Source organism: Nocardia sp. NPDC127526, from assembly GCF_042672265.1.
Lineage (GTDB): Bacteria > Actinomycetota > Actinomycetes > Mycobacteriales > Mycobacteriaceae > Nocardia.
In genome coordinates this window covers 126,181-149,747 of the sequence record NZ_JBHXVO010000016.1, presented here as the reverse complement: position 1 = coordinate 149,747, position 23,567 = coordinate 126,181, and the positions used below count along the sequence as shown (strand labels likewise).

Sequence of the window (23,567 nt, the reverse complement as noted above, 5' to 3'; positions counted from 1 at the left end):
CTGTTCGGTTGTGGCTCAGTGCGCCGTGCCGCCGGTGGCGGGGGTGCGGCCGTGCTTCATGAGCACCGCGCCGATCAGCGCCACGACCGCCGCGGCCGCGACGAAGTAGAAGCTGATCTCGTAGCCCTTGTCGGTGTAGAGCAGGGGCACGTCCTTGGTGACCGTGGGTGCGCCGGAGACCGAGACGTCCACCTTCACCGGATTGGCGTTGAGGAAGGCTGTGGCTACTGCCAATCCGATGGCCACGCCCATGGCTTGCATGACGCCGAGCATGCCGGCACTGATGCCCTGCTGTTCGGCGGGGACCGCCTCGACTATGAGGTTGGGCGTCGCCGCGTAGTAGAGACCGAAGGCTATGCCGAAGACCGCGCTGATCAGGGCCAGCGTCAGCCAGGTGTGCGAGGTCAGGGCGTAGACGATGGAGGAGGCGATGAAGATGACCAGGGCCAGGATCAAGGGGGCGCGGGCGCCGGAGCGGCGGATCCAGAGGCCGCCGAGGAAGCCGAGAATCATGGCGATGACGGCCTGGGCGAGGGCGATGTGGGTGGCGAACTTCAGCAGGCTGAAGCCGTCACCGTAGCTGTAGCCCGGATTCAGTTCCGCGCGAACCATATCCGGCGGCAGCTGGGCGTAGACCATCTCCTCGGGGACCACCACCGCGCCCGGTGGCAGTTCGACGCCCGGCGGTAGCGCCGCCTTGGCCTGCGCCTCGGCTTGGGCCTGGGCCGCTTGCAGGGCTCCGGCCTTCACCTCGGTCCAGGTGGCGGCCTCGACCTCGGCGACCACCGTGGCGGCCGGCGGCGACTGCGACCAGTAGCCGATGGCATAGGACTGGAAGCCGATGGTGAACGAGGCCAGCAGCGCGATGAACAGCACCACGCTCACCCGCGGCGTGATCAGCAGCTTCATATCCATGATCGGTTCGCGCACACGCATTTCCACGATCGGGAACAGCGCCAGCAGGATGACGCCGCCAATGAGCCACGCCAGCGTGGCGGGCTCGGTCCAACCCCAGTGCTGGCCGTTGTCCAAGTAGACCAGGGTGAGGACCAGGCCGGTGCCGAGCAGCGCCGCGCCGATCAGATCGAGCCGCTGCGGCACGCGCAGTGTGGATTCCGGCACGATCAGCACCACCAGCGGGATCATGGCCACGGTGAACGCCGCCAGCGCCCAGAAGATGGCGCGCCAGCTGTAATGCTCCACGATGAAGCCGCCCAGCAGCGGACCCGCGAGCGCGGACACGCCCAGGCCGGTGGCCGCAATGCCCAGGCCGACCGGAACCAGCCGCCGCGGCATCAGGTCTCGGATGAGGCCGTAGGAGATGACCGCGGTCGCGATGGCCGTCGCCTGCAGACCGCGGCCCACCAGGAACAGCAGCCAATTGCTGGTGACCGCACAGATGACGCAGCCGATCAGGAACAGTGCGCCGCAGGTGAGGAACATCTTCTTCTTGCCCCAGATATCGCTCAGCTTGCCGATGAGCGGGGAGGTGGCGGCGCCGACGACGCCGAAGATGATGATGGCCCAGTTGATGTTCGCGCCCTGGCTGGGGAAGGTGGGCGCGATCTGCCGGAGGGCGGCCGACACCATGACGTACTGCATGGGCGCGACTTCGGTGAAGAGGACGATCACCGCCAGGACGGAGAAGATCCGAAGCTTCGACGCTCCATCGAGGCGGCCGGTGTCGTCGGCGGCGTCCGGGGGCGCAGCGGTTTCGACGGAGGTGGACATGAGGCGTCCTCCAGGTGGGTAGGTAACACGTAGATGTGAAACGTGTCACGGCGATCACCCGCCGCCTATCATCAAGTCCGTTCAGTTGTCACGCGCGTCCGTTCAGTGGGACTCTTCGGAATTCTGCTTCCCCGTACCTTTTCGGCGGTTACGCTTCCTCGCCAGTTTGTCGAGGTCAGCCAGCAGATCCTCGGCGAATTCCCGCTCCGCCTCGTAATGCTTGACGCACCAGCGCAATACCGCGCTCGGATACGCCCATTCCGGATTGGCGTCCGCGCCGTCGGCATCGGCCTGGGCACGGCGGCGCATGGTTTCCGCGTAATCGATATGCTGATGCAATATTTCGCGCATGCGCTCGGGCTGCGCGAGATGGCCGAGCCAGGCCCGCAGCATCACGCTGTGCTTGAGCACGGGCGCTTCGACGGGGGAGTGGTTCACCCAGTACGCCGCGGCTTCCCGCCCGCTCTCGGTAATGGCGTACATGCGTTTTCCGCGCATGCCGTCCTCGGAGACCACCGTCCGTGAGGTCGCGAAGCCGTGCTTCTCCAATCGCTTCAGCTCGGCGTAGATCTGGCTGAACGACGGCGACCAGTAGAAGAACTGCAGACTCCAGTCCGCCCACTTCTTCAGGTCGTATCCGGAGAGTTCCTCTGCGTGCGAGAGCATTCCGAGCACGGCCCACGCGGTGGTGGGCAGTTCCGGAATCGCCGGCTCTTCCTCGCCGGGGTCGGTCATTGTCGAACTGTATCGCCCCCGCACGGGCCCGCCTTCCCTGTCCTGGTCCGGTTCAGCGCCAGTGAGCCCGGCGCGGGAACAGTGTGCGACCGGCCTCGTGCGCCACTTCCAGCACCACGCGGGCCAGCCGATCGAAGCTCATGCCGTCGGCGCGGCCGGACAGCGACAGCGCGGCCGGCGCGGTGCCGCGGCCCCGCAGCGGCGCTGCGACACAGGCGATTCCGACCACGGCCTCCTCCCGGTCGATGGCCACGCCCTGGCGCATGCGGATCTGCTGGAGCTCGCGGGCCAGCGCCTCGGGCTCGCAGATGGTGCGCGGGGTCAGCCGCGGCAGCCGGGTGCGCAGCGCGGCCTCGGCGATATTGGGCTCCAGACAGGCGAGCATGGCCTTGCCGACACCCGTTGCGTGCGCGGGCATCCGGCCGCCGAGGCGGGTGGGCAGGCTGGCGGCGAAGCGGCCGCCGGCCTTGTCCAGGTAGACCACATCGCGCCCGTCGAGCACCGCGAGGTGGCCGACCATGCCGGTGCGCTGGCTCAGCTCGTGCAGCAGCGGGCTGACGGCATCGCGAATCTCATTGTGATCGGCGGTGAGTCCGCCGAGTTCGAGGGCGCGCATGCCCAGGCGGTAGCCGCCGGAGGTGTGCGCCAGCCAGCGCAGCTTGATCATCTGATCGAGGATCCGGTGCACGGTGGAGCGCGGCAGCCCGGTGCGCTCGACCAGGCCGAGCAGGGTGAGGGTGGGAGTGGAGGCGTCGAAGGCGTCCAGGATCAGCGTCATGCGCTCGATCATCGAGACCGGGACTTCGGCGCTGGGGCGAGAATCCTTGGCGCGCATGGGGTTGTGAGTGACTCGAGCTTCCGCGGAAGGCATCAGGGCGACGGACATTGGTACCTCCGTTGGTCGGCGTCCAGTCTAGGAGTATTCCGATTAGGCATGTGCCGGTTTCGGACCTTGTGCTACCCATCACAGTGCCCTGGGCCACATCCGTAGGAATCGGGAGAACTACGTATAAATCACGTATCCGCGTCTCGGTGACCGAACCACGATATTGACGCCTCCCCGCGCCGACCTGCTGTCATGACTGACAGCTATATTTCGAACCGAAATAAAGGAGGCGCCGTGGAACCGGTGCTGACGTCCCCGGGGATCGATCCGGCCGCCTTCAAGGCGGTGCTCGGACGATTCGCTTCCGGAGTCACCGTGATCACCGCCCTGGACCGGGGAGAACCGGTCGGATTCGCCTGCCAGTCCTTCGCCTCGCTGTCTATCGAACCGCCGCTGGTGAGCTTCTTCCCGGCCCGGACCTCGACGACTTGGCCGCGCATACGTCATGCCGGTGAGTTCTGCGTGAACATCCTGGCCGACCACCAGACCGATATCTGCCGCCGCCTCGGCCGCCCCGGGCCGGACAAGTTCGCGGGCATCGACTGGACCGCGTCGGAGAACGGCTCACCGCTGCTGACCGGGGCCCTCGCCTCCATCGACTGCGCCCTGCACGACGAGGTCGACGGCGGCGACCACACCATCGTCATCGCCCGCGTGACCGGACTGAACGAGCATTCCGAGGCGAATCCGCTGCTCTTCTACCGGGCCGCGTTCGGCCGTCTCGCACACCAGTAGCTACCTCCCGGCCAGTGGGACAGCCGTTGTCGAAGGCGTCACCCGGGCCGCAACCATCGAAGTACCGGCAAGGGAGAGGAACACACATGACCACCACGGACAGTGACGTGCGCGTGATCGACGCGGGCGCCCCGCCCACGCGATTCGCGCGCGGCTGGCACTGCCTGGGCCTGGCCGACTCCTTCCGCGACGGAAAGCCGCACGCCATCAAGGCCTTCGGCACCGAGATCGTGGTGTTCGCGACGGAGGACGGCGCCCTCAATGTGCTCAATGCCTACTGCCCGCACATGGGCGGCAACCTCGCCGACGGCACCGTCAAGGGCGATTCGCTGGCCTGCCCGTTCCACGACTGGCGCTGGAACGGCAACGGCAAGTGCACCGGAATCCCTTATGCGCGACGGGTTCCGCCGCTGGCGCGCACCAAGGCCTGGCCCACCATGGAGCAGAACAAGCAGCTGTTCGTATGGAACGACCCGGAGGGCCGCCCGCCCGCACCCGAGGTCGCCATTCCGCGCATCGACGGCGCGTTCAGCGACGAGTGGACCGACTGGACCTGGAACACCATGATCGTGGACGCCAACTGCCGCGAGGTCATCGACAATGTGGTGGACATGGCGCACTTCTTCTACGTGCACTACGGATTCCCGACCTTCTTCAAGAACGTCTTCGAGGGCCATGTCGCCAGCCAGTACATGACCTCGGTGTCCCGCGACGACATGATGGGCGAGACCGCGAAAGCCTTGGGCGGCAAGAACGTCCTGCATTCGGAGGCGTCCTACTACGGCCCCTCCTACATGATCGACTACCTGCGCAGCGAGAGCGCCGGGCTGACGGTCGAGGGCTATCTGATCAACTGCCACTACCCGATCTCCGAGAACCAGTTCATGCTGCAGTACGGCGCGATCGTGAAGAAGCCGACCACGGTGTCGCCCGACGAGGCGGTCGGCATTGCCGACAAGTTCGCCAATGGCCTGGGCAAGGGCTTCGAGCAGGACGCGAACATCTGGAAGCGCAAGTCCCGCATCAACAATCCGCTGCTGTGCGAGGAAGACGGCCCCGTCTACCAGCTGCGCCGCTGGTACGAGCAGTTCTACACCGATGCCGCCGCGGTCTCCGAAGAGATGACCGCCCGCTTCGAATTCGAGGTCGACACCACCCGCGCCGTCACCGCCTGGGAGGCCGAGGTCGCCGAGAACGTGGCCGCCGGCCGCGCCCCGGCCTTCTGAAAGCCCCTGCCATGAACAAGGTTTCGTGCCACACCTGCGGAACATGCGTACTGGCGGAGAAGTTCGGCCCGCACCACACCAGCGTGCAATGGAACACCGCCGCCCGCACCGCCTGCACCGAACTCGGCCACACCGGCCCGCCCTCCCACACCTGCCACGCCCTGCGCGCCAGCATCGACGCCGCGGTGGAAGCGGGCGAGTTGACGGTCAGTACCCGCGAAACGGACGTTCGCACCCGTGGACGGACCTTGGCATGAGCACCCGCCTTCGTCCTCACCACGGTGCGTGCGCCTACCCGCGTCCTCACCCCGGTGCGTGCGCCTACCCGCGTCCTCACCCCGGTGCGTGCGCCTACCCGCGTCCTCACCCCGGTGCGTGCGCCCATTCTCGTCATCCCGGCGCGTTTCTTGGCCGGGATCCACGGCAGCGAGCGACTGCTGACCATTGTGGGGCTCGGCGAAAAGCACGCCGGAATGGCGGGGCCGGAGCACGACGCTCATGGAAATCGACAGCACGGGAACAGAACTGGTGGAGCGAATGACGGTGGCGGAGATCGACCCGGACATGGCGCAGCTGGAGGCGAATGCCGTGCTGGAGCGGGACCAGCTGGAGGCGGACGTCGCGCTCGATACGGTGCGGCAGGCGGGCGCGTTCGCCTCGGTTCGGGTCGTGCGCGTGGTGCGGGAGACCGAGGACGCGGTGTCGCTGGAGCTGGCTCCGGAGGCGGGGCACGCCGGGATGTTCGGGTACAAGCCGGGGCAGTTCCTCACGTTGCGGATTCCGAGTGAGCTGACCGGGTCGGTGAGCCGGTGCTACTCGCTGTCCAGTGCGCCGCACGAGGGCGGGTCGCTCAAGGTGACCGTTAAGCGGACGGTCTCGGGGTATGGCTCGAACTGGTTGTGCGACAACGCGGTCGAGGGCATGGCGCTGGATGTGCTGCCGCCCGCCGGGTTGTTCACGCCTGGCTCGCTGGACAGCGATCTGTTGCTGTTCGCCGGTGGCAGCGGCATCACGCCGGTGCTGTCGATTCTGAAGTCGGTGCTGGCGGAGGGGGCCGGGCACTGCACGCTGATCTACGCCAACCAGCACGAGAACTCGGTCATCTTCGCGGCGGAACTGGCGGAGCTGGCGGCGGCGCATCCGGATCGGCTGCTGGTATTGCACTGGCTCCAGTCGGTGCAGGGCCTGCCCAGCGTCGAACAGCTTGCCGCGCTGGCGAAGCCGTGGGCCGGGCGCGAGGCGTTCGTCTGCGGTCCCGGCCCGTTCATGGACGCCGTCAGCGCCGCCATGGCCGCGCTGGGCGCGGACCGCAAGCGGGTGCACGTCGAGAAGTTCGTGTCGCTGTCGGGCAATCCCTTCGAAACCGACTCCGCCACAGTCGATATCGACGCTGCCGATGATGCGGGCGACAATGCCACCGCGCGGGTCGAGCTCGACGGTGAGAACCACGAGGTCACCTGGCCGCGCAGCCAGACGCTGCTCGACGTGCTGCTCGCCGGGGGCATCGAAGCGCCCTACTCGTGCAGGGAGGGCGCGTGCAGCGCCTGCGTCTGCCGCGTCGTCTCCGGCGAGGTGTCCATGCGCCGCAATGAAGTACTCGAAGACGCCGACCTGGCAGACGGCTATGTGCTGGCCTGCCAGTCGGTTCCGGTGACCGACGACGTTTCCGTCACCTATTCCTGATCGTAAGAGGAGTGATCATGGCTGCCTTCAGCTCCCTCGGCTATGTGCGAACCCGCATTGCCGATGTCGACGCCTGGCGCGAATTCGCCTTCGACACCATCGGTTTCGCCGAGGGGTCCGGCCCCAACCCGGCTTCCGTCTATCTGCGCACCGATGAGCACACCTACCGCTTGGAGCTGGTGCCCGGCGAGCGCGACGAGGTCCTCGCCGTCGGCTGGCAGGTCGCCGACAGCAGATCGCTCGCCCTGGTGCGCGAGACCCTGGAGAAGGCCGGTGTCGCCGTGACCGCCCTGTCGGTGGCCGAGGCCGCGGCCCGGCACGTCGAGGAGGCCATCAGCTTCACCGATCCGTCCGGCTTCACCATCGAGGTCTTCCACGGCCCGCTGCTCGACCACAGCCCGGTGCTCACCAAATACGGCGCCCGCTTCGTCAACGGCGATCTCGGCTTGGGGCACGTGGTGCTGCCGGTCCCCGATATCGAGGCCGCGCGCCGGTTCTACACCGAGGTCCTGGATTTCGCCTCCCGCGGCTCCTTCCGGGTCGGCCCGCCCGTGCATCCGATCTGGATCCGCTTCATGGGCGTCAACCCGCGCCACCACAGCCTCGCCCTCATTCCCGGCAGCCGCCCCGACGGCCCGGGCATCGTGCACATCATGGTCGAGGTCGACGCCCTCGACGATGTGGGCCGGGCCCTGGACCGCGTCACCAAGGCCGGCTACCACCTGTCCTCCACCCTGGGCCGGCACACCAACGACAAGATGATCTCCTTCTACGTCCGCACCCCCGGCGGCTGGGATCTCGAATTCGGCTGCGAGGGAATGCTGGTCGGCGACGACTACGTCGCCGAGGAGATGACCGCCGACAGCTACTGGGGCCACGAATGGGCCCGCGGCTGACGCGGTGAGACCGGCCCGCCGTCACCCGCGACGGCCGGCCGCCGCTTCTCCGCCAGAGCCCCGGCGGATCCAGCGGCATGTTCGGAGCACAACTGAATATCCCGCAAAGGAGCGACCGAAAATTGACTCAGCCCATCGCATCCGGACCCACCCGCTTCGGATTCTTCATCGCGCCTTATCACCCGCTGACCGGCAATCCCACCCTGCAGATCCAGCGTGATCTGCGCCTGGTGGAACTCGCCGACGAACTCGGCTATGCCGAGGCATGGGTCGGCGAACACCATTCCGCCGGTCTCGAAATCATCGCCGCGCCAGAGGTTTTCCTGGCCGCCGTCGCCGAACGCACCCGGCGGATCCGGCTGGGCACCGGCGTGAACTCGCTGCCCTACCACCAGCCCATGATGCTGGCCGACCGGCTGTGCCTGCTCGACCATCTCACCAAGGGCCGCGTCATGATGGGCATCGGCCCGGGCCAGCTCGCCTCGGACGCCTCCATGATGGGCGTACCCCAGCCGCGCCAGCGCGACATGATGCACGAATCCATGGATGTGCTCACCCAGCTGCTGCGCGGTGAGGCGGTGACCGCCAAGACGGACTGGTTCGAGCTCAACGAGGCGCGCCTGCAACTGCTGCCGTATCAGCGGGGCGGGCTGGAAATGGCTGTCGCATCGACCATTTCACCCTCCGGCGCGGTACTGGCCGGACGTCACGGCGCGGGCCTGCTGTCCCTCGCCGCCTCCGATCCGAGCGGGTACGAGGCGCTGCTGCCCAACTTCAAGGTCTACGAGAAGACCATGACCGACAACGGCCACACGGTTGACCGCGACAAGTGGCGGCTGGTCGCCCCCATGCACTTGGCCGAGACCCGCGAGCAGGCCCGCCGCGAAGCCGAATGGGGCATCGGGCATCTCGTCGACTACATCAAGCAGCTCAGCGGCATGGACGTCCCCTGGGGCGATACCGCCGCCGAAGCCGTCGAGCAGTGGGTCGGCCCCGGCTTCCCGGCCTTCGGCCGCGCCACCATCGGCACGCCCGACGACGCCATCGCCACCATCGAGGCCCTCGCCGCACAGTCCGGCGGCTTCGGCACCTTTCTGGTGCTGGCCCTCAATGTCGCGGACTGGGACGCCACCCAGCGCTCGGTGCGCCTGTTCGCCGAACACGTCATCCCGCACTTCACCGGCGCGAACCGCAATCGCCTCGCATCCCTGGACTGGGCTCATGCCAATAGCGAGCGCCTCATGTCCGGTATGCGCGCGGGCGTGGAAGCCGCCTTCGAACGCCACGGCCAGGCTCTGGCGGCCGCCCTCCAGCCCGAGGAAGGACAGTGACATGCGCGCGGTAGTCATGCGCAACCGCAAGCTCGTCGTCGACGAGTTCCCGGACCCGGTGCCGGGACCGGGCCAGGTGCTGGTCGAGACCATCGCCTGCGGCATCTGCGGCTCCGACAAGGCGGCCCTGGACTACACCGACGAGTTCCTCCAGGCCTCGCGCGACAGCGGCGTCCCCACCTTCCTGTTCGACCCGCACAAGGACATGGTCATGGGCCATGAACTGTCCGCCCGGGTGATCGGCGCGGGACCGGATACGCCATTCGTGGCGGGGCAGAATGTCGTCGCCCTGCCCTGGGCACTGGATGCGGCGGGCGGCATCCACGGCGTCGGCTACTCCAATGTGTTCCCGGGTGGCTTCGGCGAACGCATGGTCCTGCAGGCCATGGCCCTCGAACCCATCCCCGAGCACGTGCCGCCGCACGTCGCCGCCATGACCGAACCTCTCGCGGTCGGCTTCGGCAATGTGGCCAGAACCGGCATCGGCCCGGAGGGCACCGGCATCGTCATCGGTTGCGGCCCGGTCGGTTTGGGCGCGGTCGCGGCCCTGGCCGAGCGAGGCGTCGCCCCCATCGTGGCGTCCGATCCGTCCACGCTGCGCCGGGAGGCGGCCCTGCGGCTCGGCGCACACCGAGTGGTCGATCCGAACGCCGAAGAGCCCGTGGAGATCTGGCAGGAACTGGCCTCGCCCGGCCAGCAACTGCACGTCTTCGTCTGCGCCGGAGTCCCCGGCCTCCTCAACGACCTCATGTACAAGGTCCCCCGGGAAACCCGGATCCTGCAGATCGGCTCGGTCATGTCCGACGACGTGATCCGCCCGATCGTCGGCATCTACAAGGACATCTCCCTGCAGATGTGCATGGTCTACCCGCACGCGGAATACGCGAAGACCCTGCACCGCATAGCCGATGGCGTCATCGACGCCGAATCCCTGGTCACCACCCAGGTGGGCTTCGACGGCGTAGCCGACGCCATCGACTCCCTCCGCCACCCCGACGACCACATCCAGATCCTGGTCCGCCCCGACCTGTGAGTGAAACGCTTGCGACCGGGAACTGGTGGCGGCATTTCGCGAGTAGCCCCCGCCACCAGTTCCCGGTCGGCGTCATTTCTGATCTGTGAAGGTGATTCGGACGGTGACGGGGGTGGTTTCCAGGGCGGCGAACATGGAGGTCGCCAGGCCCGCCAGGGCCGGATGCGGCGCGAAGGTGCGGGCGCGGGCGACCACATCGTCGTCGGGGAGGAATTCCGCGGTGCCGGTGCGCCAGCGATTCCCTTGGCGGACACGGATGGTCGGGTCGGCGCTGAGGTTGAGGCCCCAGCCCGAGCGCATGCCGTGCTGGCAGATCGCCCAGGCGCCGCCGCCGTCCGCGTCGAACAGGACGGAGACCGGGACGCGGCGCGGTTGACCGGTCTTGCGGCCGATGGTCTCGATCTCGGTGGCCAGGGCGGTGCGAATGCCGATGCGATCCAGGGCGCGGATCGTGGGATTCATGACGTAACGGCCGATGGCGCGTTCGCGGCGGAACTTGCGAGCCGTGCGATCGGCGGCCTCGGCGGTGGTGGAACGCTTGCTGCGGAAGGCGTCGAAACCATTGCGGCGCACCATGGTCATGGCTGTCCTCCAGGGGGATCGGGCGGGGTCGGGATCCTTGCCCGCCCCGAGCAGATGCAACTGATCGGTGTGCCATTGCAGATCCAGCGCGCCGTCGAAGGACTTCATGGCCCCGTTCGCGGCGAGCCGGGGCGGCAGGCCGAGCGAGATGCTCGGCGGCCGCAGGACATCGGTGCGCTTACCGAGCAGATCGGCTGCGGCCGTGGGTATTACGGCCGCCGGGCGGCCGAGGCCGACGATATCGCAGGTGCCCTCGGCCAGGGCCGCGGACATGGCGGTGCGGGAACGGAAGCCGCCGGTGACCGCGATCGGCACCGCGCCGGCGGCGCGGCGGGCGGATTCGGCGTACTCGAGGAAGTAGGCCTCGCGCGCCCGGGTGCTCGCCGAACCGGTGCGGGGGCGGCCCATCATGGCGGGGGATTCGTAACTGCCGCCGCTGATCTCGATGAGATCCACCTGCTCGGCCGAGAGCCGCTCGATCACCTCGCGCGACTCCTCCTCGGTGAAACCGCCGCGCTGGAAGTCCGCGGAATTCAGCTTGATGCCCAGCCCGAAGCCGGGGCTCACCGCGGCGCGAATGCTGCGGGCGACCTCGAGCACGAACCGGCGGCGGCGTTCGGCGTCGCCGCCCCAGGCGTCGGTGCGCCGATTCGACAGCGGAGACAGGAACTGCGACACCAGATATCCGTGTGCGCCGTGAATCTGCACGCCGTCGAACCCGGCGGCCTCGGCCACCCGGGCGGCGGTGCCGAAGCGGCGAATGATGTCGCGGATCTCGTCCTCGGTGAGCGCGCGCGGCGCGGGCACGCCCGGAATGCCCATGCCGATGGCCGACGGCGCCACCGTCCGGTTCCGGGTGACCAGCGGATTGCCCTGGCGGCCAGGATGATTCAGCTGCACCCAGACCTTGGCCCCGCCGTCCTTGGCAGCCTTGGCCCACCGGGTGAGCGCGGGCAGATGCCGTTCGTCCTCGATGGCCACATTGCCCGGTTCACCGCAGTGCCGGCTGTCCACCATGACATTGCCGGTCACGATCAATCCGTAACCGCCCGCGCTCCAGCGCGCGTACAGTCGTTCCAGGCGTTCGTCGGGGGCATTGTCGGCGGTGCCCAGGCCCTCGCTCAGGGCGGATTTCATCATGCGGTTCGGCAGGACCTGGCCGCTGGCCAGGGGTAGGGGATCGTGCAGGGTCGTCGTCACTGGGGCCCCGATTCATCGTCGAAGAAGTGGCGGCGGTCTACACTCACTGGTAGACCAATCGGTATATCGAACGGTAGTACACCGATCGGTATACGGCAAGGAAGGGGAATCATGGGAGCCCGGGATCGTCTCATCGACAGCGCCGTCGCCCTGATGCGCTGCAAGGGCATTGCCGGGACGGGCATCGCGCAGTTACTCGAGCACAGCGGGATTTCGCGCCGGTCGGTCTACCTGAACTTCCCGGGCGGCAAATCCGAGCTGGTCGCCGAGGCCACGCGCACCGCGGGCGAGGCGTCCAGCGCCATCATGCGCACCGTGACCGCGGGCGCGGACCTGGCGGCCGTCATCGCCGCCTTCCCGGCCATGTGGCGCGACACCCTGGTCTCCAGCGATTACTCCGCGGGCTGCCCCATTGTGGCCGCGGCGCTGGGCCGCTCCGAATCCGCCGAGGCCGCCGATGTGGCGGGGGAGATCTTCACCGAGTGGGAGGGCATTCTCGCCGAGCGGCTGCGCGCCGAACGGGTGGAGACCGAGACCGCGCGCTCCCTGGCGACGACCATCATCGCCGCCATCGAGGGCGCGGTGGTCATGTCGCAGGCGACGCGGTCCACCGCGCCGCTGGAGCGGGTCGGCAAGCAGCTCGCCGAGCTGGTCGCCGGATACACCCGGCGTGATGAGAGCGCCGCCGTCGGGAGTTGAGAATCCGGCCGAAATTTCCATATGCACGTGGCGCCGAGGTCTGGATAGCGTCGAAAGCATGAGGATTCTGGTAACCGGAGCCACGGGAAATATCGGCCGCATGGTGGTCGAGCACCTGCACGAAGCCGGCGCGGAGAATATTCGCGCCCTGTCCAACCACCCCGAACGCACCGACTTCCCCGACGGCGTGGAGGTCGTCAAGGGCTATCTGAAGAAACCGTCGACCCTGCCCGCCGCCTTCGAGGGCGTCGACCGCATGTACCTGGCGCCCGTGCTCGACACCGTCACCGAGGTGGTCGCGCTGGCGCGCGAAGCCGGGATCTCCCAGATCGTCGACCTGTCCGGCGATGAGACCACCGACTGGCAGCCCATCGCGAAGGCGGTGGAGGCGTCCGACGTCGACTGGACGCATCTGTACGCGGGTGAGTTCATGGAGAACACGACCATCTGGGCCGAGCAGGTGCGCACCACCGGCGAAGTGCGCGAACCCTATCCGGCCGCGGCCAATGCGCCGATCGCCATGGACGATATCGCGCGGGTCGCGGCCACTGTCCTGATGGGCGAAGGGCATATCGGCAAGACCTATGAGCTCACCGGGCCGGAATCGATCACCCGGGCGGGGCGGGTGCTGCGCCTGGGCGAGGCCCTCGGCCGGGACCTGAAATTCGTGCAGGTGTCGCGCGAGGAGGCCATTGCCGTCCTCGCGCCGATCATGGGCGAATTCGCCGAGTGGTACGTCGACGGGCTGGCCGCCATGGTCGACCATCCCCAGGTGGCCACCGCTACGGTCGCCGAACTCACCGGTCGCGCAACCATTTTCGAGGAGTGGGTGACCGCGAACGCCGACGAGTTCCGCTGATCGGTTCGCCCGCACGCTGTTTCGGACCCCGGACGGCGACCGGCGCGAGCCGACTCAGGCGATCGCTTCGACCGCGGCGATCGCCTGCGGGGTGACCTGGTCGACCAGATCGTCGAAGTCGTGGTGCTTTTCGAGGTACCCGGCGACGAACGGGCAGATGGGCACGATGCGCAGGCCGGCCGCGCGGGTGTCGGCGAGTGCGGCGGCAATGAGCTTGCTCGCCAGTCCGCGTCCGGCGAAGCGGTCGCCGATCTCGGTGTGGAAGAAGATGCGCTGCCCATCCTGGTCGAGGTAGGCGGTGAGGCCCGCGCGCTCGCCGTCGACGTGGATCGCGTAGTGCTGGGGCTGGGCGTCGGTCACCCGGGTCACGGTCGGTTCCGCGTGGGGTGCACCGTTGTTCGCGTCGGTCATCGTTACTCGCTTTCCAACAAGTTGTGGATACGGCAACCAACCTAACCGCGGGACTGCGTCGGGTATTCCGTGCGCCCCGGCTCCAGCGGCGGCGCGCCGACCGGGCAGTTCACCCGGCACTGCGGTTCGGCCTCCGGGGGAGCGACCTGCAAGGCGTCGTCGCGCACGGTGACGAAGGCCAGGGCGGCGGCCGCGACCATGAGCACCGCGCAGACCAGCACGGCAATGCGGAAACCGTGCTCGAAGGTGGACGGGTTCATATATGCCGCGCCGGTGAGCCCGGCCAGCGGCGGAATGGCGGCGACGGCGAGCAGGCCGGCCGCGCGGGCGACCGCATTGTTGACACCGCTGGCCACACCCGCATGGCGCTCGTCGGCCGTCGCCAGCACGGTGGCCGTCAACGGCGCCACGGCCAGTGTCAGGCCGATGCCGAAAACGATTGCGGCGGGCAGCACTACGGTCAGATACGAGGCGTGCTCGGTAATGCGGGTCATGAGCAGCATCCCGGCGGCGGAGAGCAGGACGCCGAGGGTGATCGGCCAGCGCGGGCCGATGCGCTGCGCCAGCGCGCCGGAGCGGGCCGAGAACAACAGCATGAGAATCGTGGCGGGCAGCAGGGCGGTGCCCGAGGCGATCGGGCTGAAACCCGACACGACTTGCAGGGTGAGCACCAGCAGGAAGAACACCACGCTCATGGCGCCGTACATGACGAAGGTGACCGCATTGATGGCGGTGAACTGCTTGGAGGCGAACACATCCAGGGGCACCATCGGCTGCGGGCCGTCCGGGTCGGCCGAGCGCCGCCGCTCCACGAGAATGAAAGCGACGCCGCACAATACGCCGAGCACGGCACTGCCGATGACCAGTAGCCGGTTGGCGCTCGCCTCGGGCGCCTCGGTGAGCGCATAGGTGATTCCGGCCAGGCACAGCGCCGCCAGCGTCGCCCCGAGGACGTCGAACTTGCCGTGCGCCCGTGGGTCATAGGTCTCCGGCACATGCCGGATGGTCACCGCGATCACCACCGCGGCCAGCGGGATATTGAGCAGGAAAACCCAGCGCCAGCCCACGGATTCGACCAGCCAGCCGCCCAGGAACGGCCCGATCGCGCCCGCCACGCCGCCCAGTCCGGACCAGGCCCCGACCGCGCGCGCCCGGTCCTCCGGCTGGAACGACGCCTGAATGATGGCCAGCGAGCCGGGCGTCAGCAGCGCACCGCCGATGCCCTGCAGGGCGCGGGCCGCGATGAGCATCGAAGTGTCCTGCGCCGCACCGCACAATGCCGAGGCGATGGCGAACCACACCACGCCGATCAAGAAGATCTTGCGCCGCCCGAAGCGGTCGCCCAGCGCGCCGCCCAGCAGGATGAGCCCGGCCAGGGTCAGCGTGTAGGCATTGACCGTCCACTGCAATCCGGCCATCGAGGCATCGAATTCATCGCCGATTCGGGGCAGCGCCACATTCACGACGGTGGCATCCAGCATGGCCATGCCGGAGCCGAGGACGGTGGCCAGCAGAACCCAACGGCCGGTGGCGGAGGACAACCGGATGCTCGCGGTCATCAGCCCACCGTAGCGTGTCCTGCCACACTGTTCCGGGCGTGCGCGACACGGCGAGCCCGTGCCGCTGTATCCGTCATCGAATCGGTCATGCGGGCATATGAACTTGAACCCGAAATAACAAGCCGCGCAAGATTTCTGGTTGTCACAATCGTGCACATTTATTGAGGGCTTGCCGGTCGCTGCGGACCGGAAGCCAGGGGAGAAATTCAGTGAAGATCAAGAAGTTCGCCGTGACCGCGTTCATGGCGATCAGCGCCGTCGCCGTCACCGCGGGGACCGCGCACGGTGCGCCCGAGGCGCCGGCCGCCTCCGCCGTCACCATTGTCACCGCCGAGGAGGGCGTCGACCACGGGGTGGCCTTCAAGTCCGAGATGGGCAGCGACGGCAAGCTCACCACCACCGTCGACGGTGTGTTCGCGGTGACCGCCGATGCCATCAGCCTGGCCGACAAGAACGGCGCGCCGGTGGCTACCATTCCGCTGTCGCACCAGGTCGGCGAGCACAAGCTCACGCTGTCGCCGGTCGTCAGCGATAACGGGCACAAGCTCGAGCTGATCAACCAGTCCGTGCCGACCGGCGCGGACATCAGCTACGCGGCCGACCAGTACCGCCTGCAGAAGGCCGGGCAGTACGCCGGCATCGGCGCGCTCATCGGTCTGCTGCTGGGCATTCCGTTCTTCATCGGCATCATTCCGGGCGCGGCCTTCGGCGCGATCATCGGCGCCATCGTCGGCTACACCTCGCCGGTGCCCGACGAGATCGAGAACGCGGGCCGTCCGCCGGCCTGACAGCCACACTGCGGTAGCGCCCCGGCGCTACCGCAGTGTGCCACCGGACCTGAGCCGCCGGCGGCCGGTGGCCGGTCAGTAGGCTGTAGCCATGACTGCAGGATCTGCCACCGACCTGGACAACGTCCGCGACGTGGTGCACGAGGCGGCGCGCCGGGCCCGGGTGGCGTCGCGCACGCTCGCCCGGCTCACCACCGCGGACAAGGATGCCGCGCTGCACGCCGCGGCCGACGCGCTGCTCGGCGCCAAGGACCGGATTCTCGCCGCCAATGCCGAGGACATCGAGATCGCCAAGGCCGGGGGAACCGCGGAGGCGCAACTGGATCGGCTGCGGCTGACCGAGGCCCGCATCGACGGCATCGCCTCCGGCCTGCGGCAGGTCGCCGGGCTGCCGGATCCGGTGGGCGTGGTGGTGCGCGGTGCCACGCTGCCCAACGGCCTGGAAACCCGGCAGGTGCGGGTGCCGCTGGGCGTGGTCGGCATGGTGTACGAGGCGCGGCCGAATGTCACGGTGGACGCCTTCGGGCTGACCCTGAAGTCCGGCAACGCCGCCCTGCTGCGCGGCTCCTCCTCGGCGGTGCGGTCGAATACCGCGCTGGTCGCGGTGCTGCGGGAAGCACTTGCCGCGCAGGGGATTCCGGAGGATGCGGTGCAGCTGCTGCCCGCCGAGGACCGGTCCAGCGTCACGCATCTGATCCAGGCGCGCGGGCTGGTGGACGTGGTCATTCCGCGCGGCGGCGCGGGCCTGATCAATGCCGTCGTGCGCGATGCGCAGGTGCCGACCATCGAGACCGGGACCGGCAACTGCCATGTGTTCGTGCACAAGGACGCCGATCTCGAGATGGCCGAATCGATTCTGATCAATGCCAAGACGCGGCGGCCGAGTGTCTGCAATACCGCCGAGACGGTGCTCATCGACGCCGCCATCGCCGATGTCGCGGTGCCGCGGCTGATCAAGGCCCTCGAGGACAAGGGCGTCACCATTCACGGTGATCTGCCCGGACTGGTGCCCGCCACCGATACCGACTGGGCCGATGAGTATCTGTCGCTGGATATCGCGCTCGCGGTCGTCGAGGATCTGGACGCCGCGATCGAGCACATCAACCGCTGGGGCACCGGGCACACCGAGGCCATTGTCACCGCGGATCTGAAGGCCGCCCGCGAGTTCACCGGTCGCGTGGACGCCGCCGCCGTCATGGTCAACGCCTCCACCGCCTTCACCGACGGCGAGCAGTTCGGGTTCGGCGCCGAGATCGGCATCTCCACCCAGAAGCTGCACGCGCGCGGGCCGATGGGACTGCCGGAGCTGACCTCCACCAAATGGATTGTCTGGGGCGACGGGCAGATCCGCCCCGTGTAGCACCGCCGCGGAGGTGTCGCCGGTCCCAGTTGCCGGCGACACATTCGCATAAGGCACAGTGGAGCGAGCGGGCCTGAGTTCGGCGGCCCCAGCCCCGAAGGAAGGACAGCACCCGTGGCTCCTACCAGCGCACCGAATCAGGAGCCGATCTTCTCGTCGGTCGACGATGTGATCGAGCGTCTCGCCAAGACCGGCTATCTCGCCGACAAGGGCACCGCCACTTCGGTTTTCCTCGCGGACCGGCTGGGCAAGCCGCTGCTCATCGAGGGTCCCGCCGGTGTCGGCAAGACCGAGCTGTCCAAGGCCGTGGCCGAAGTCGCGGGCGCCGAACTGGTGCGGTTGCAGTGCTACGAGGGCGTGGACGAGGCGCGGGCGCTGTACGAGTGGAATCACGCCAAGCAGATCCTGCGCATCCAGGCCTCCTCGGAGAACGACTGGGCCGAGACCAAGGCCGATGTCTTCACCGAGGAATTCCTGCTGTCGCGGCCGCTGCTGACCGCCATTCGCCGGACCGAGCCGACGGTGCTGCTCATCGACGAGACCGATAAGGCCGATGTCGAGATCGAGGGCCTGCTGCTCGAGGTGCTCAGCGACTTCTCGGTCACCGTGCCGGAACTGGGCACCATCACCGCCGACCGGAAGCCGTTCGTGGTGCTCACCTCCAATGCCACCCGCGAGCTGTCCGAGGCCCTGAAGCGGCGCTGCCTCTACCTGCACATCGACTTCCCGGACGAGGATCTGGAACGCCGCATCCTGGCCAGCCGGGTGCCCGAGCTCAAGCCCGCGGTGGCCGCGCAGCTGGTGCGGATCGTGCACGTGCTGCGCGGGATGCAGCTCAAGAAGCTGCCCTCGGTCGCCGAATCCATCGACTGGGCGCGCACGCTGCTCGCCCTGGGCGCCAAGGATCTCGACGACAAGACCGTGCGCGCCACGCTCGGGGTGGTGCTCAAGCATCAGGCCGATCATGTGCGCGCCCTGTCCGAGCTGAAGCTGGCCTGACATCATGGCCGGCGGTGCAGCGAACACACCCCGCGGGCTGGTCTCCGCGGCCCTGCGCGCCGTGACCGGAGGATCGTCCGCGCCCACCTCCGAGCTGCCGGGATCGACGGCGCAGCACGGGATTTCGGGACATCTCGTCGCATTCGTGGAAGCCCTGCGCGCCAGGGGGATTCCGGTCGGGCCGTCCGAAACCGTCGACGCCGGACAGGTTCTCACCGTCCTGGATCTCATGGACCGCGAGGCGCTGCGCGAGGGCCTGGCCTGCGCGCTGCTGCGGCGCACCACCCAGCGCGCCACCTTCGACGGCATGTTCGACCTGTGGTTCCCGCCCGCACTCGGTGAGCGCATCGGGGCCGAGGAGATCGAAATCCCGCACCGGCCGGACGGTTCCGTCGACATTATCGAACTGCGCAAGATGCTGGCCGAGCTGCTCACTCAGGATCCCTCCGGCGAGCAGGCCCAGCAATTGCAGGCCCTGGCCGCGCAGATGGTCGAGCAGATGGGGCAGTACCAGGCGGCGGGCGGACCGTCGTTCTCCGCGTATCAGACGCTGAAGGACCTCCAGCCCGACATCCTGGTCAGCAAGATCCTCGCCGGGCTGGCCCAGGGCATGGACAACTCCGACTTCGACACCGAGGTCAACCGGCGCGCGGCGCGCCGGCGCATCACGGACTTCCGGCTCACCGTCGAAGCCGAGACCCGCCGCCGGGTGGCCGAGCGCATCGGCCGCGACCGCGTCGCCACCTACGGCGTCGCCCGCCAGGCCGAGGACGCCGACTTCCTGCGCATCTCACAGAACGAACTCGACGAACTGCGCCGCAGCAGCCAGCGCCTGGCCCGAATCCTGGCCTCCCGCTTGGCCTCTCGCCGCCGCCGCGCCCGCCGCGGCGAGATCGACCTGCGCAAGACGCTGCGCAAGTCCATGTCCACCGGCGGCGTCCCGATCAACCTGGTGACCCGCAAACCACGGCCCGGCCGCCCCGATCTGGTGCTGGTGTGCGATATCTCGGGCTCGGTCGCCGGGTTCTCCAGCTTCACCATGGTCCTGGTGAACGCCCTGCGCGAACAATTCTCGCGCGTAAGGATTTTCGCCTTCGTCGACCGCGTGGACGAAGTCACCCACCTGTTCGACGCCACCACCCCCCTGGATCAGATCACCAAGCGAATCTTCACCGAATCCACCGTCGTCGGCATCGAAGGCCACTCCGACTACGGCTCCGCCCTCGAGAGCTTCGCCGAGCACTGGCCCGACGCCGTCACCAGCCGCACCTCCCTGCTCATCCTCGGCGACGCCCGCACCAACTACCGCGACCCGGCCCTGGACACCCTGCAACGGCTCGTCGGAGTCGCCAAACACGCCTACTGGCTCAACCCAGAGGCCGAGAAGATGTGGGGCACCGGCGATTCCGCCGCCAAGAAGTACGCCGACATCATCGAGATGCACGAATGCCGCTCCGCCCGCCAGCTCACCGCGGTGGTCGGCCGCCTGCTACCGGTCTAGGGCAGTCGATCACTCGTTAGCCGGCCATTAGGGAAGCGTTGGCCGGCGGGGTCACCGTGGGCTGGTGAAACGAATCTCCGCTGCTCATGTCCTGCTCGCCTTCGTGTTCGCCGTGCTGACCACGGTGTCGGGGGCCGTCATCGCGCGTGCCGACACCCCGGACCGGCTGCACGGGACCGAATACACCATCAAGGGCTATCAGTACGAGGTGCGGGTGCCGCAGCTCGCCGGTGGCACCGAGACCGAGCGTGCCTCCTTCAACGAGGCCATGCGGCTGTCCGCCGACGAGTACATCGGCTACGTCGACCACGTCACCTCCGTCTACCCGGCGCACAGCGAGGTCGTCTACATCGGCGCGCACGTGGCCAGCGGGAAGCTCGGCGTCGAGATCTACAAGGAGGGCGCGGCGCACGGGTACGAGGAGTTCGTCACGCACAACACCTGGCTGGCGACCGGGCAGCCGGTCTACCTCGCCGATCTGTTCACCGATTTCCAGGGCGCGCTGAACGTGCTCTCCGAGCAGGCCGCGGTGCTGGTGCCGCAGACCGCGGCGGGCGAGAACTACTCTCGCGCCGCCATCGAGCCGTATGCCGCCAATTACGAGAAGTGGGCGGTCACCCGGGACGGTCTGCGCGTCTATTTCGGGGAGATCGGCTCGCACGCCGCGGGCAATATCCACATCACCGTTCCGTGGTCGGCGGTCGAGCACCTGATGCTGCCGGAGATGAAGACCATTGGCGAGGCGTGAGCCACTCGCCGCACAGCGGTGTCCCCTCGCTGCGCAGCCGCGCCGTTCGCCCCCGGTAAGCTCGCTTTTCGTGCATACGACAAGGCGCCGCAAGCTGGGGGTGATGGGCGGCACCTTCGATCCCATCCACCACGGTCACCTGGTGGCGGCCAGTGAGGTCGCGCATCGGTTCGACCTGGATGAAGTGATCTTCGTGCCGACCGGGCAGCCCTGGCAGAAGGCCGATCGGGTGGTGAGCCCGGCCGAGGACCGCTATCTCATGACGGTCATCGCCACCGCCTCCAATCCGCGCTTCACCGTCAGCCGCGCCGACGTCGATCGCGGCAAGGACACCTACACCGTCGACACCCTGCGTGAACTGCGCGAACAGCATCCCGACGCGGATCTGTACTTCATCACCGGAGCCGACGCGCTGGCCAGCATCCTCACCTGGCAGGATTGGTCGGAACTGTTCGCACTGGCGAAATTCGTCGGAGTGACCCGTCCGGGGTACGAATTGAATATCGACCATTTGGCCGACCACCTCCGCGATTATCCGGAGGGCACGGTCACCATGGTCGAGATTCCGGCCCTGGCGATCTCCTCCAGCGAATGCCGGCGGCGGGCGGGCGAAGGCAGACCGGTGTGGTACCTCGTCCCCGACGGGGTCGTGCAATACATATCGAAACGGCACCTGTACGGGCCGGGAAGCAACGGGAAGGTAGCAGCAGGGTGAGCGCATCCGTCGAAGCTTTGAAGATGGCAACGGTGGCCGCATTGGCGGCCGACGAGAAGCTGGCCTCGGATGTGGTGGTGCTGGACGTCTCCGAGCAGCTGGTCATCACCGACTGCTTCGTCATCGCCTCCGCGCCGAACGAGCGCCAGGTCAACGCGATCGTCGACAATGTCGAGGAGAAGCTGCGCGAGGCCGGATACAAGCCGGTGCGCCGCGAGGGCACCCGCGAGGGCCGGTGGGCGCTGCTCGACTACATCGAGATCGTCATCCACATCCAGCACAATGACGAGCGCGACTTCTACGGCCTGGAGCGGCTGTGGAAGGACTGCCCGCAGGTGCCGATCGAGGGGCTCGGCGATCCGGGCGCCAAGACCGCGGCCGGTGCGGACGACGAGGCCGGGGACGAGTAGTGAGCAAGAAGCATCCTGGCGTCCGGCGGCTGATCCTGTTGCGCCACGGGCAGACCGAATGGAATGCCTCGGACCGCATGCAGGGGCAGATCGATGTCGAACTCAACGACGTCGGCCGCAAGCAGGCCAAGGACTGCGCCCGCGATATGGCGTGCGACGATCTCATCCACATCGCCTCCTCGGACCTCAAGCGCGCCCACGAAACCGCGCTCGCCGTCGCCGATCACGCCGCCATGCCGGTCGTCACCGATGTGCGGCTGCGCGAAACCAGCCTCGGCCAGTGGGAGGGCATGAATCACCTCGAGGTGGACGCCCAGTACCCGGGGGCGCGCAAGGCCTGGCGGCTCGACCCCACCTTCACCCCGCCCGGCGGGGAATCCAAGATCGAGGTCGGCCTGCGCGCCCTGCCCGTGGTGCAGGAGCTGCTGGCCGAGCGGGAGGACTGGCCGGGCCGTACCATCATGCTGGTTGCGCACGGCGGGCTCATCGCGGCGCTCACCGCGGCGGTACTCGATCTCCCGCACCAGCATTGGCCTGTCCTCGGCGGGCTCGCCAATACCAGCTGGGTGCAGCTCACCAGCCACGGTCCGAGCATCGAACAGCCCGCCTGGCGGCTCGATGTATGGAATGCGCTGGCGAAAGTAGCACCGGATGTCCTCTGACAGTTCCGCCGATCCCGCGTTGTCCTCCGACAGCGCCGTGGTGGATGCCGTCGATGATTCGGGGGGCAAGCCGGTCCTCTTGGTCATCGCCGACTCGCTGGCCTACTTCGGGCCCAAGGGCGGGCTGCCCGCCGACCATCCGAAGATCTGGCCGAACCTCGTTGCGGCCGAACTGGACTGGGATGTGGAGCTTATCGCCCGCATCGGCTGGACCTGCCGGGACGCCTACTGGGCGCTGATCGGCGACCCGCGCGTATGGGCGGCCGTCCCGCGCGCCGGGGCCGTGGTCTTCGCGACCGCAGGCATGGATTCGCTGCCCTCGCCGCTGCCCACGGCGCTGCGCGAGCTCATCCGCTATGTGCGACCGGCCGGCCTGCGCCGCCGGGTGCGCGACACCTATAACTGGTTGCAGCCCAAGCTTTCCCCGCTCGGGTGGCCGGTGGCGCTGCCGCCGTCGGTGAGCGTCGACTACCTCGAACAGTCGCGAAACGCCCTCGCGCAGTTGCGTCCCGAGCTGCCGGTGGTGGGAGTGCTGCCCTCCGTGCACAAGTGCGACGCCTACGCGAGCGTGCACACCGGCCGCGAGCCCATGGTGCAGGCCGTTTCGAAGTGGGCCGCGGAGCAGTCCGTTCCACTGGTCGATCTCGGTGCAGCCGTGCGCGACAACGTCTTCAACGGCCCCGCCAACCCGGACGGCATCCACTGGGGCTGGGAAGGCCACCAGGAGGTCGCCCGCGCCATGGTCAAGGTGCTCGCCGAAGTCGCGTCCCCCGAGGTCCACACTGCATGAGGCGCCTGCTGATTCGCGCCGGTGGTGT

At 68.2% G+C, this 23,567-nt stretch carries 24 protein-coding genes; 18 read left to right on the top strand and 6 right to left on the bottom strand.

Annotation, left to right across the window (positions count from 1 at the left end; translation table 11 throughout):
• Nucleotides 1-15: 15 nt before the first annotated feature.
• The 3 genes from ACFVIV_RS24420 to ACFVIV_RS24410 form a co-directional block, all read right to left on the bottom strand.
• Complete coding sequence (locus ACFVIV_RS24420) at nucleotides 16-1,731, bottom strand: MFS transporter (protein ID WP_379199982.1); 1,716 nt, start codon at nucleotides 1,729-1,731, stop codon at nucleotides 16-18.
• 102 nt (nucleotides 1,732-1,833) lie between these two features.
• Nucleotides 1,834-2,466 carry a PadR family transcriptional regulator gene (locus ACFVIV_RS24415; RefSeq protein ID WP_379199980.1) on the bottom strand — a complete coding sequence of 211 codons (633 nt, stop codon included), beginning with the start codon at nucleotides 2,464-2,466 and terminating at the stop codon, nucleotides 1,834-1,836.
• Between the two features lie 52 nt (nucleotides 2,467-2,518).
• Nucleotides 2,519-3,352 (bottom strand): IclR family transcriptional regulator, encoded by an 834-nt coding sequence (locus ACFVIV_RS24410; RefSeq protein ID WP_379199978.1) that lies wholly within the window; start codon nucleotides 3,350-3,352, stop codon nucleotides 2,519-2,521.
• A 234-nt stretch (nucleotides 3,353-3,586) separates the two neighbouring features.
• Here ACFVIV_RS24410 and ACFVIV_RS24405 point away from each other — a divergent pair, with 234 nt between their 5' ends.
• The 7 genes from ACFVIV_RS24405 (at nucleotide 3,587) to ACFVIV_RS24375 (ending at nucleotide 10,256) form a co-directional block, all read left to right on the top strand.
• A complete protein-coding gene (locus ACFVIV_RS24405; protein ID WP_379199976.1) occupies nucleotides 3,587-4,087 on the top strand; it encodes a flavin reductase family protein in 501 nt (166 codons plus the stop codon).
• Nucleotides 4,088-4,173: 86 nt separating this feature from the next.
• Nucleotides 4,174-5,313, top strand: coding sequence for a Rieske 2Fe-2S domain-containing protein (locus ACFVIV_RS24400; RefSeq protein WP_379199974.1), 1,140 nt, complete (start codon nucleotides 4,174-4,176; stop codon nucleotides 5,311-5,313).
• A gap of 11 nt (nucleotides 5,314-5,324) precedes the next feature.
• Nucleotides 5,325-5,570, top strand: coding sequence for a hypothetical protein (locus ACFVIV_RS24395; RefSeq protein WP_379199972.1), 246 nt, complete (start codon nucleotides 5,325-5,327; stop codon nucleotides 5,568-5,570).
• Between the two features lie 241 nt (nucleotides 5,571-5,811).
• Nucleotides 5,812-6,996: a 2Fe-2S iron-sulfur cluster-binding protein gene (locus tag ACFVIV_RS24390; RefSeq protein WP_379199970.1), complete on the top strand. Its 1,185-nt coding sequence runs from the start codon at nucleotides 5,812-5,814 to the stop codon at nucleotides 6,994-6,996.
• Nucleotides 6,997-7,013: 17 nt separating this feature from the next.
• A complete protein-coding gene (locus tag ACFVIV_RS24385; RefSeq protein ID WP_379199968.1) occupies nucleotides 7,014-7,892 on the top strand; it encodes a VOC family protein in 879 nt (292 codons plus the stop codon).
• 122 nt (nucleotides 7,893-8,014) lie between these two features.
• Complete coding sequence (locus ACFVIV_RS24380; protein WP_379199966.1) at nucleotides 8,015-9,223, top strand: LLM class flavin-dependent oxidoreductase; 1,209 nt, start codon at nucleotides 8,015-8,017, stop codon at nucleotides 9,221-9,223.
• A gap of 1 nt (nucleotide 9,224) precedes the next feature.
• The gene (locus tag ACFVIV_RS24375; RefSeq protein WP_379199964.1) at nucleotides 9,225-10,256 is read left to right on the top strand and encodes a zinc-binding dehydrogenase; all 1,032 of its coding nucleotides are present in this window, start codon (nucleotides 9,225-9,227) and stop codon (nucleotides 10,254-10,256) included.
• A 72-nt stretch (nucleotides 10,257-10,328) separates the two neighbouring features.
• Here ACFVIV_RS24375 and ACFVIV_RS24370 read toward each other — a convergent pair whose 3' ends face one another.
• Nucleotides 10,329-12,038: a nitroreductase family deazaflavin-dependent oxidoreductase gene (locus ACFVIV_RS24370; RefSeq protein ID WP_379199962.1), complete on the bottom strand. Its 1,710-nt coding sequence runs from the start codon at nucleotides 12,036-12,038 to the stop codon at nucleotides 10,329-10,331.
• Nucleotides 12,039-12,149: 111 nt separating this feature from the next.
• Here ACFVIV_RS24370 and ACFVIV_RS24365 point away from each other — a divergent pair, with 111 nt between their 5' ends.
• Both ACFVIV_RS24365 and ACFVIV_RS24360 read left to right on the top strand, forming a co-directional pair.
• A complete protein-coding gene (locus ACFVIV_RS24365) occupies nucleotides 12,150-12,737 on the top strand; it encodes a TetR/AcrR family transcriptional regulator (RefSeq protein ID WP_379199960.1) in 588 nt (195 codons plus the stop codon).
• Nucleotides 12,738-12,795: 58 nt separating this feature from the next.
• The gene (locus tag ACFVIV_RS24360; RefSeq protein WP_379199958.1) at nucleotides 12,796-13,596 is read left to right on the top strand and encodes an NAD(P)H-binding protein; all 801 of its coding nucleotides are present in this window, start codon (nucleotides 12,796-12,798) and stop codon (nucleotides 13,594-13,596) included.
• Nucleotides 13,597-13,650: 54 nt separating this feature from the next.
• On the opposite strand, the gene ACFVIV_RS24355 is transcribed toward ACFVIV_RS24360, so the two are convergent.
• Together ACFVIV_RS24355 and ACFVIV_RS24350 are read right to left on the bottom strand one after the other, a co-directional pair.
• Nucleotides 13,651-14,007: a GNAT family N-acetyltransferase gene (locus ACFVIV_RS24355; RefSeq protein WP_379199956.1), complete on the bottom strand. Its 357-nt coding sequence runs from the start codon at nucleotides 14,005-14,007 to the stop codon at nucleotides 13,651-13,653.
• 41 nt (nucleotides 14,008-14,048) lie between these two features.
• Entirely contained in the window at nucleotides 14,049-15,566 is a 1,518-nt protein-coding gene (locus ACFVIV_RS24350; RefSeq protein WP_379199954.1) for an MFS transporter, read from the bottom strand.
• Nucleotides 15,567-15,775: 209 nt separating this feature from the next.
• On the opposite strand from ACFVIV_RS24350, the gene ACFVIV_RS24345 reads away from it, so the two are divergent.
• From ACFVIV_RS24345 to octT, 9 genes are all read left to right on the top strand, one after another.
• Nucleotides 15,776-16,354 (top strand): hypothetical protein, encoded by a 579-nt coding sequence (locus tag ACFVIV_RS24345; protein ID WP_379199952.1) that lies wholly within the window; start codon nucleotides 15,776-15,778, stop codon nucleotides 16,352-16,354.
• Nucleotides 16,355-16,445: 91 nt separating this feature from the next.
• On the top strand, nucleotides 16,446-17,714 hold the full coding sequence (locus ACFVIV_RS24340) for a glutamate-5-semialdehyde dehydrogenase (RefSeq protein ID WP_379199950.1): 1,269 nt from the start codon (nucleotides 16,446-16,448) through the stop codon (nucleotides 17,712-17,714).
• Nucleotides 17,715-17,828: 114 nt separating this feature from the next.
• Nucleotides 17,829-18,713: an AAA family ATPase gene (locus ACFVIV_RS24335; protein ID WP_379199948.1), complete on the top strand. Its 885-nt coding sequence runs from the start codon at nucleotides 17,829-17,831 to the stop codon at nucleotides 18,711-18,713.
• Nucleotides 18,714-18,717: 4 nt separating this feature from the next.
• On the top strand, nucleotides 18,718-20,214 hold the full coding sequence (locus tag ACFVIV_RS24330) for a VWA domain-containing protein (protein WP_379199946.1): 1,497 nt from the start codon (nucleotides 18,718-18,720) through the stop codon (nucleotides 20,212-20,214).
• Nucleotides 20,215-20,278: 64 nt separating this feature from the next.
• On the top strand, nucleotides 20,279-20,962 hold the full coding sequence (locus tag ACFVIV_RS24325; protein WP_379199944.1) for an RsiV family protein: 684 nt from the start codon (nucleotides 20,279-20,281) through the stop codon (nucleotides 20,960-20,962).
• A gap of 70 nt (nucleotides 20,963-21,032) precedes the next feature.
• Nucleotides 21,033-21,677 (top strand): nicotinate-nucleotide adenylyltransferase, encoded by a 645-nt coding sequence (nadD, locus tag ACFVIV_RS24320; protein WP_379199942.1) that lies wholly within the window; start codon nucleotides 21,033-21,035, stop codon nucleotides 21,675-21,677.
• Nucleotides 21,674-22,087 (top strand): ribosome silencing factor, encoded by a 414-nt coding sequence (gene rsfS / locus ACFVIV_RS24315; RefSeq protein WP_379199940.1) that lies wholly within the window; start codon nucleotides 21,674-21,676, stop codon nucleotides 22,085-22,087. The genes nadD and rsfS overlap by 4 nt, the downstream gene beginning before the upstream one ends.
• Nucleotides 22,087-22,749, top strand: coding sequence for a histidine phosphatase family protein (locus ACFVIV_RS24310; RefSeq protein WP_379199938.1), 663 nt, complete (start codon nucleotides 22,087-22,089; stop codon nucleotides 22,747-22,749). The genes rsfS and ACFVIV_RS24310 overlap by 1 nt, the downstream gene beginning before the upstream one ends.
• Nucleotides 22,739-23,539, top strand: coding sequence for a diglucosylglycerate octanoyltransferase (gene octT, locus ACFVIV_RS24305; protein ID WP_379199936.1), 801 nt, complete (start codon nucleotides 22,739-22,741; stop codon nucleotides 23,537-23,539). Before ACFVIV_RS24310 ends, octT begins: the two co-directional genes overlap by 11 nt.
• The last annotated feature ends 28 nt before the right edge of the window (nucleotides 23,540-23,567 follow it).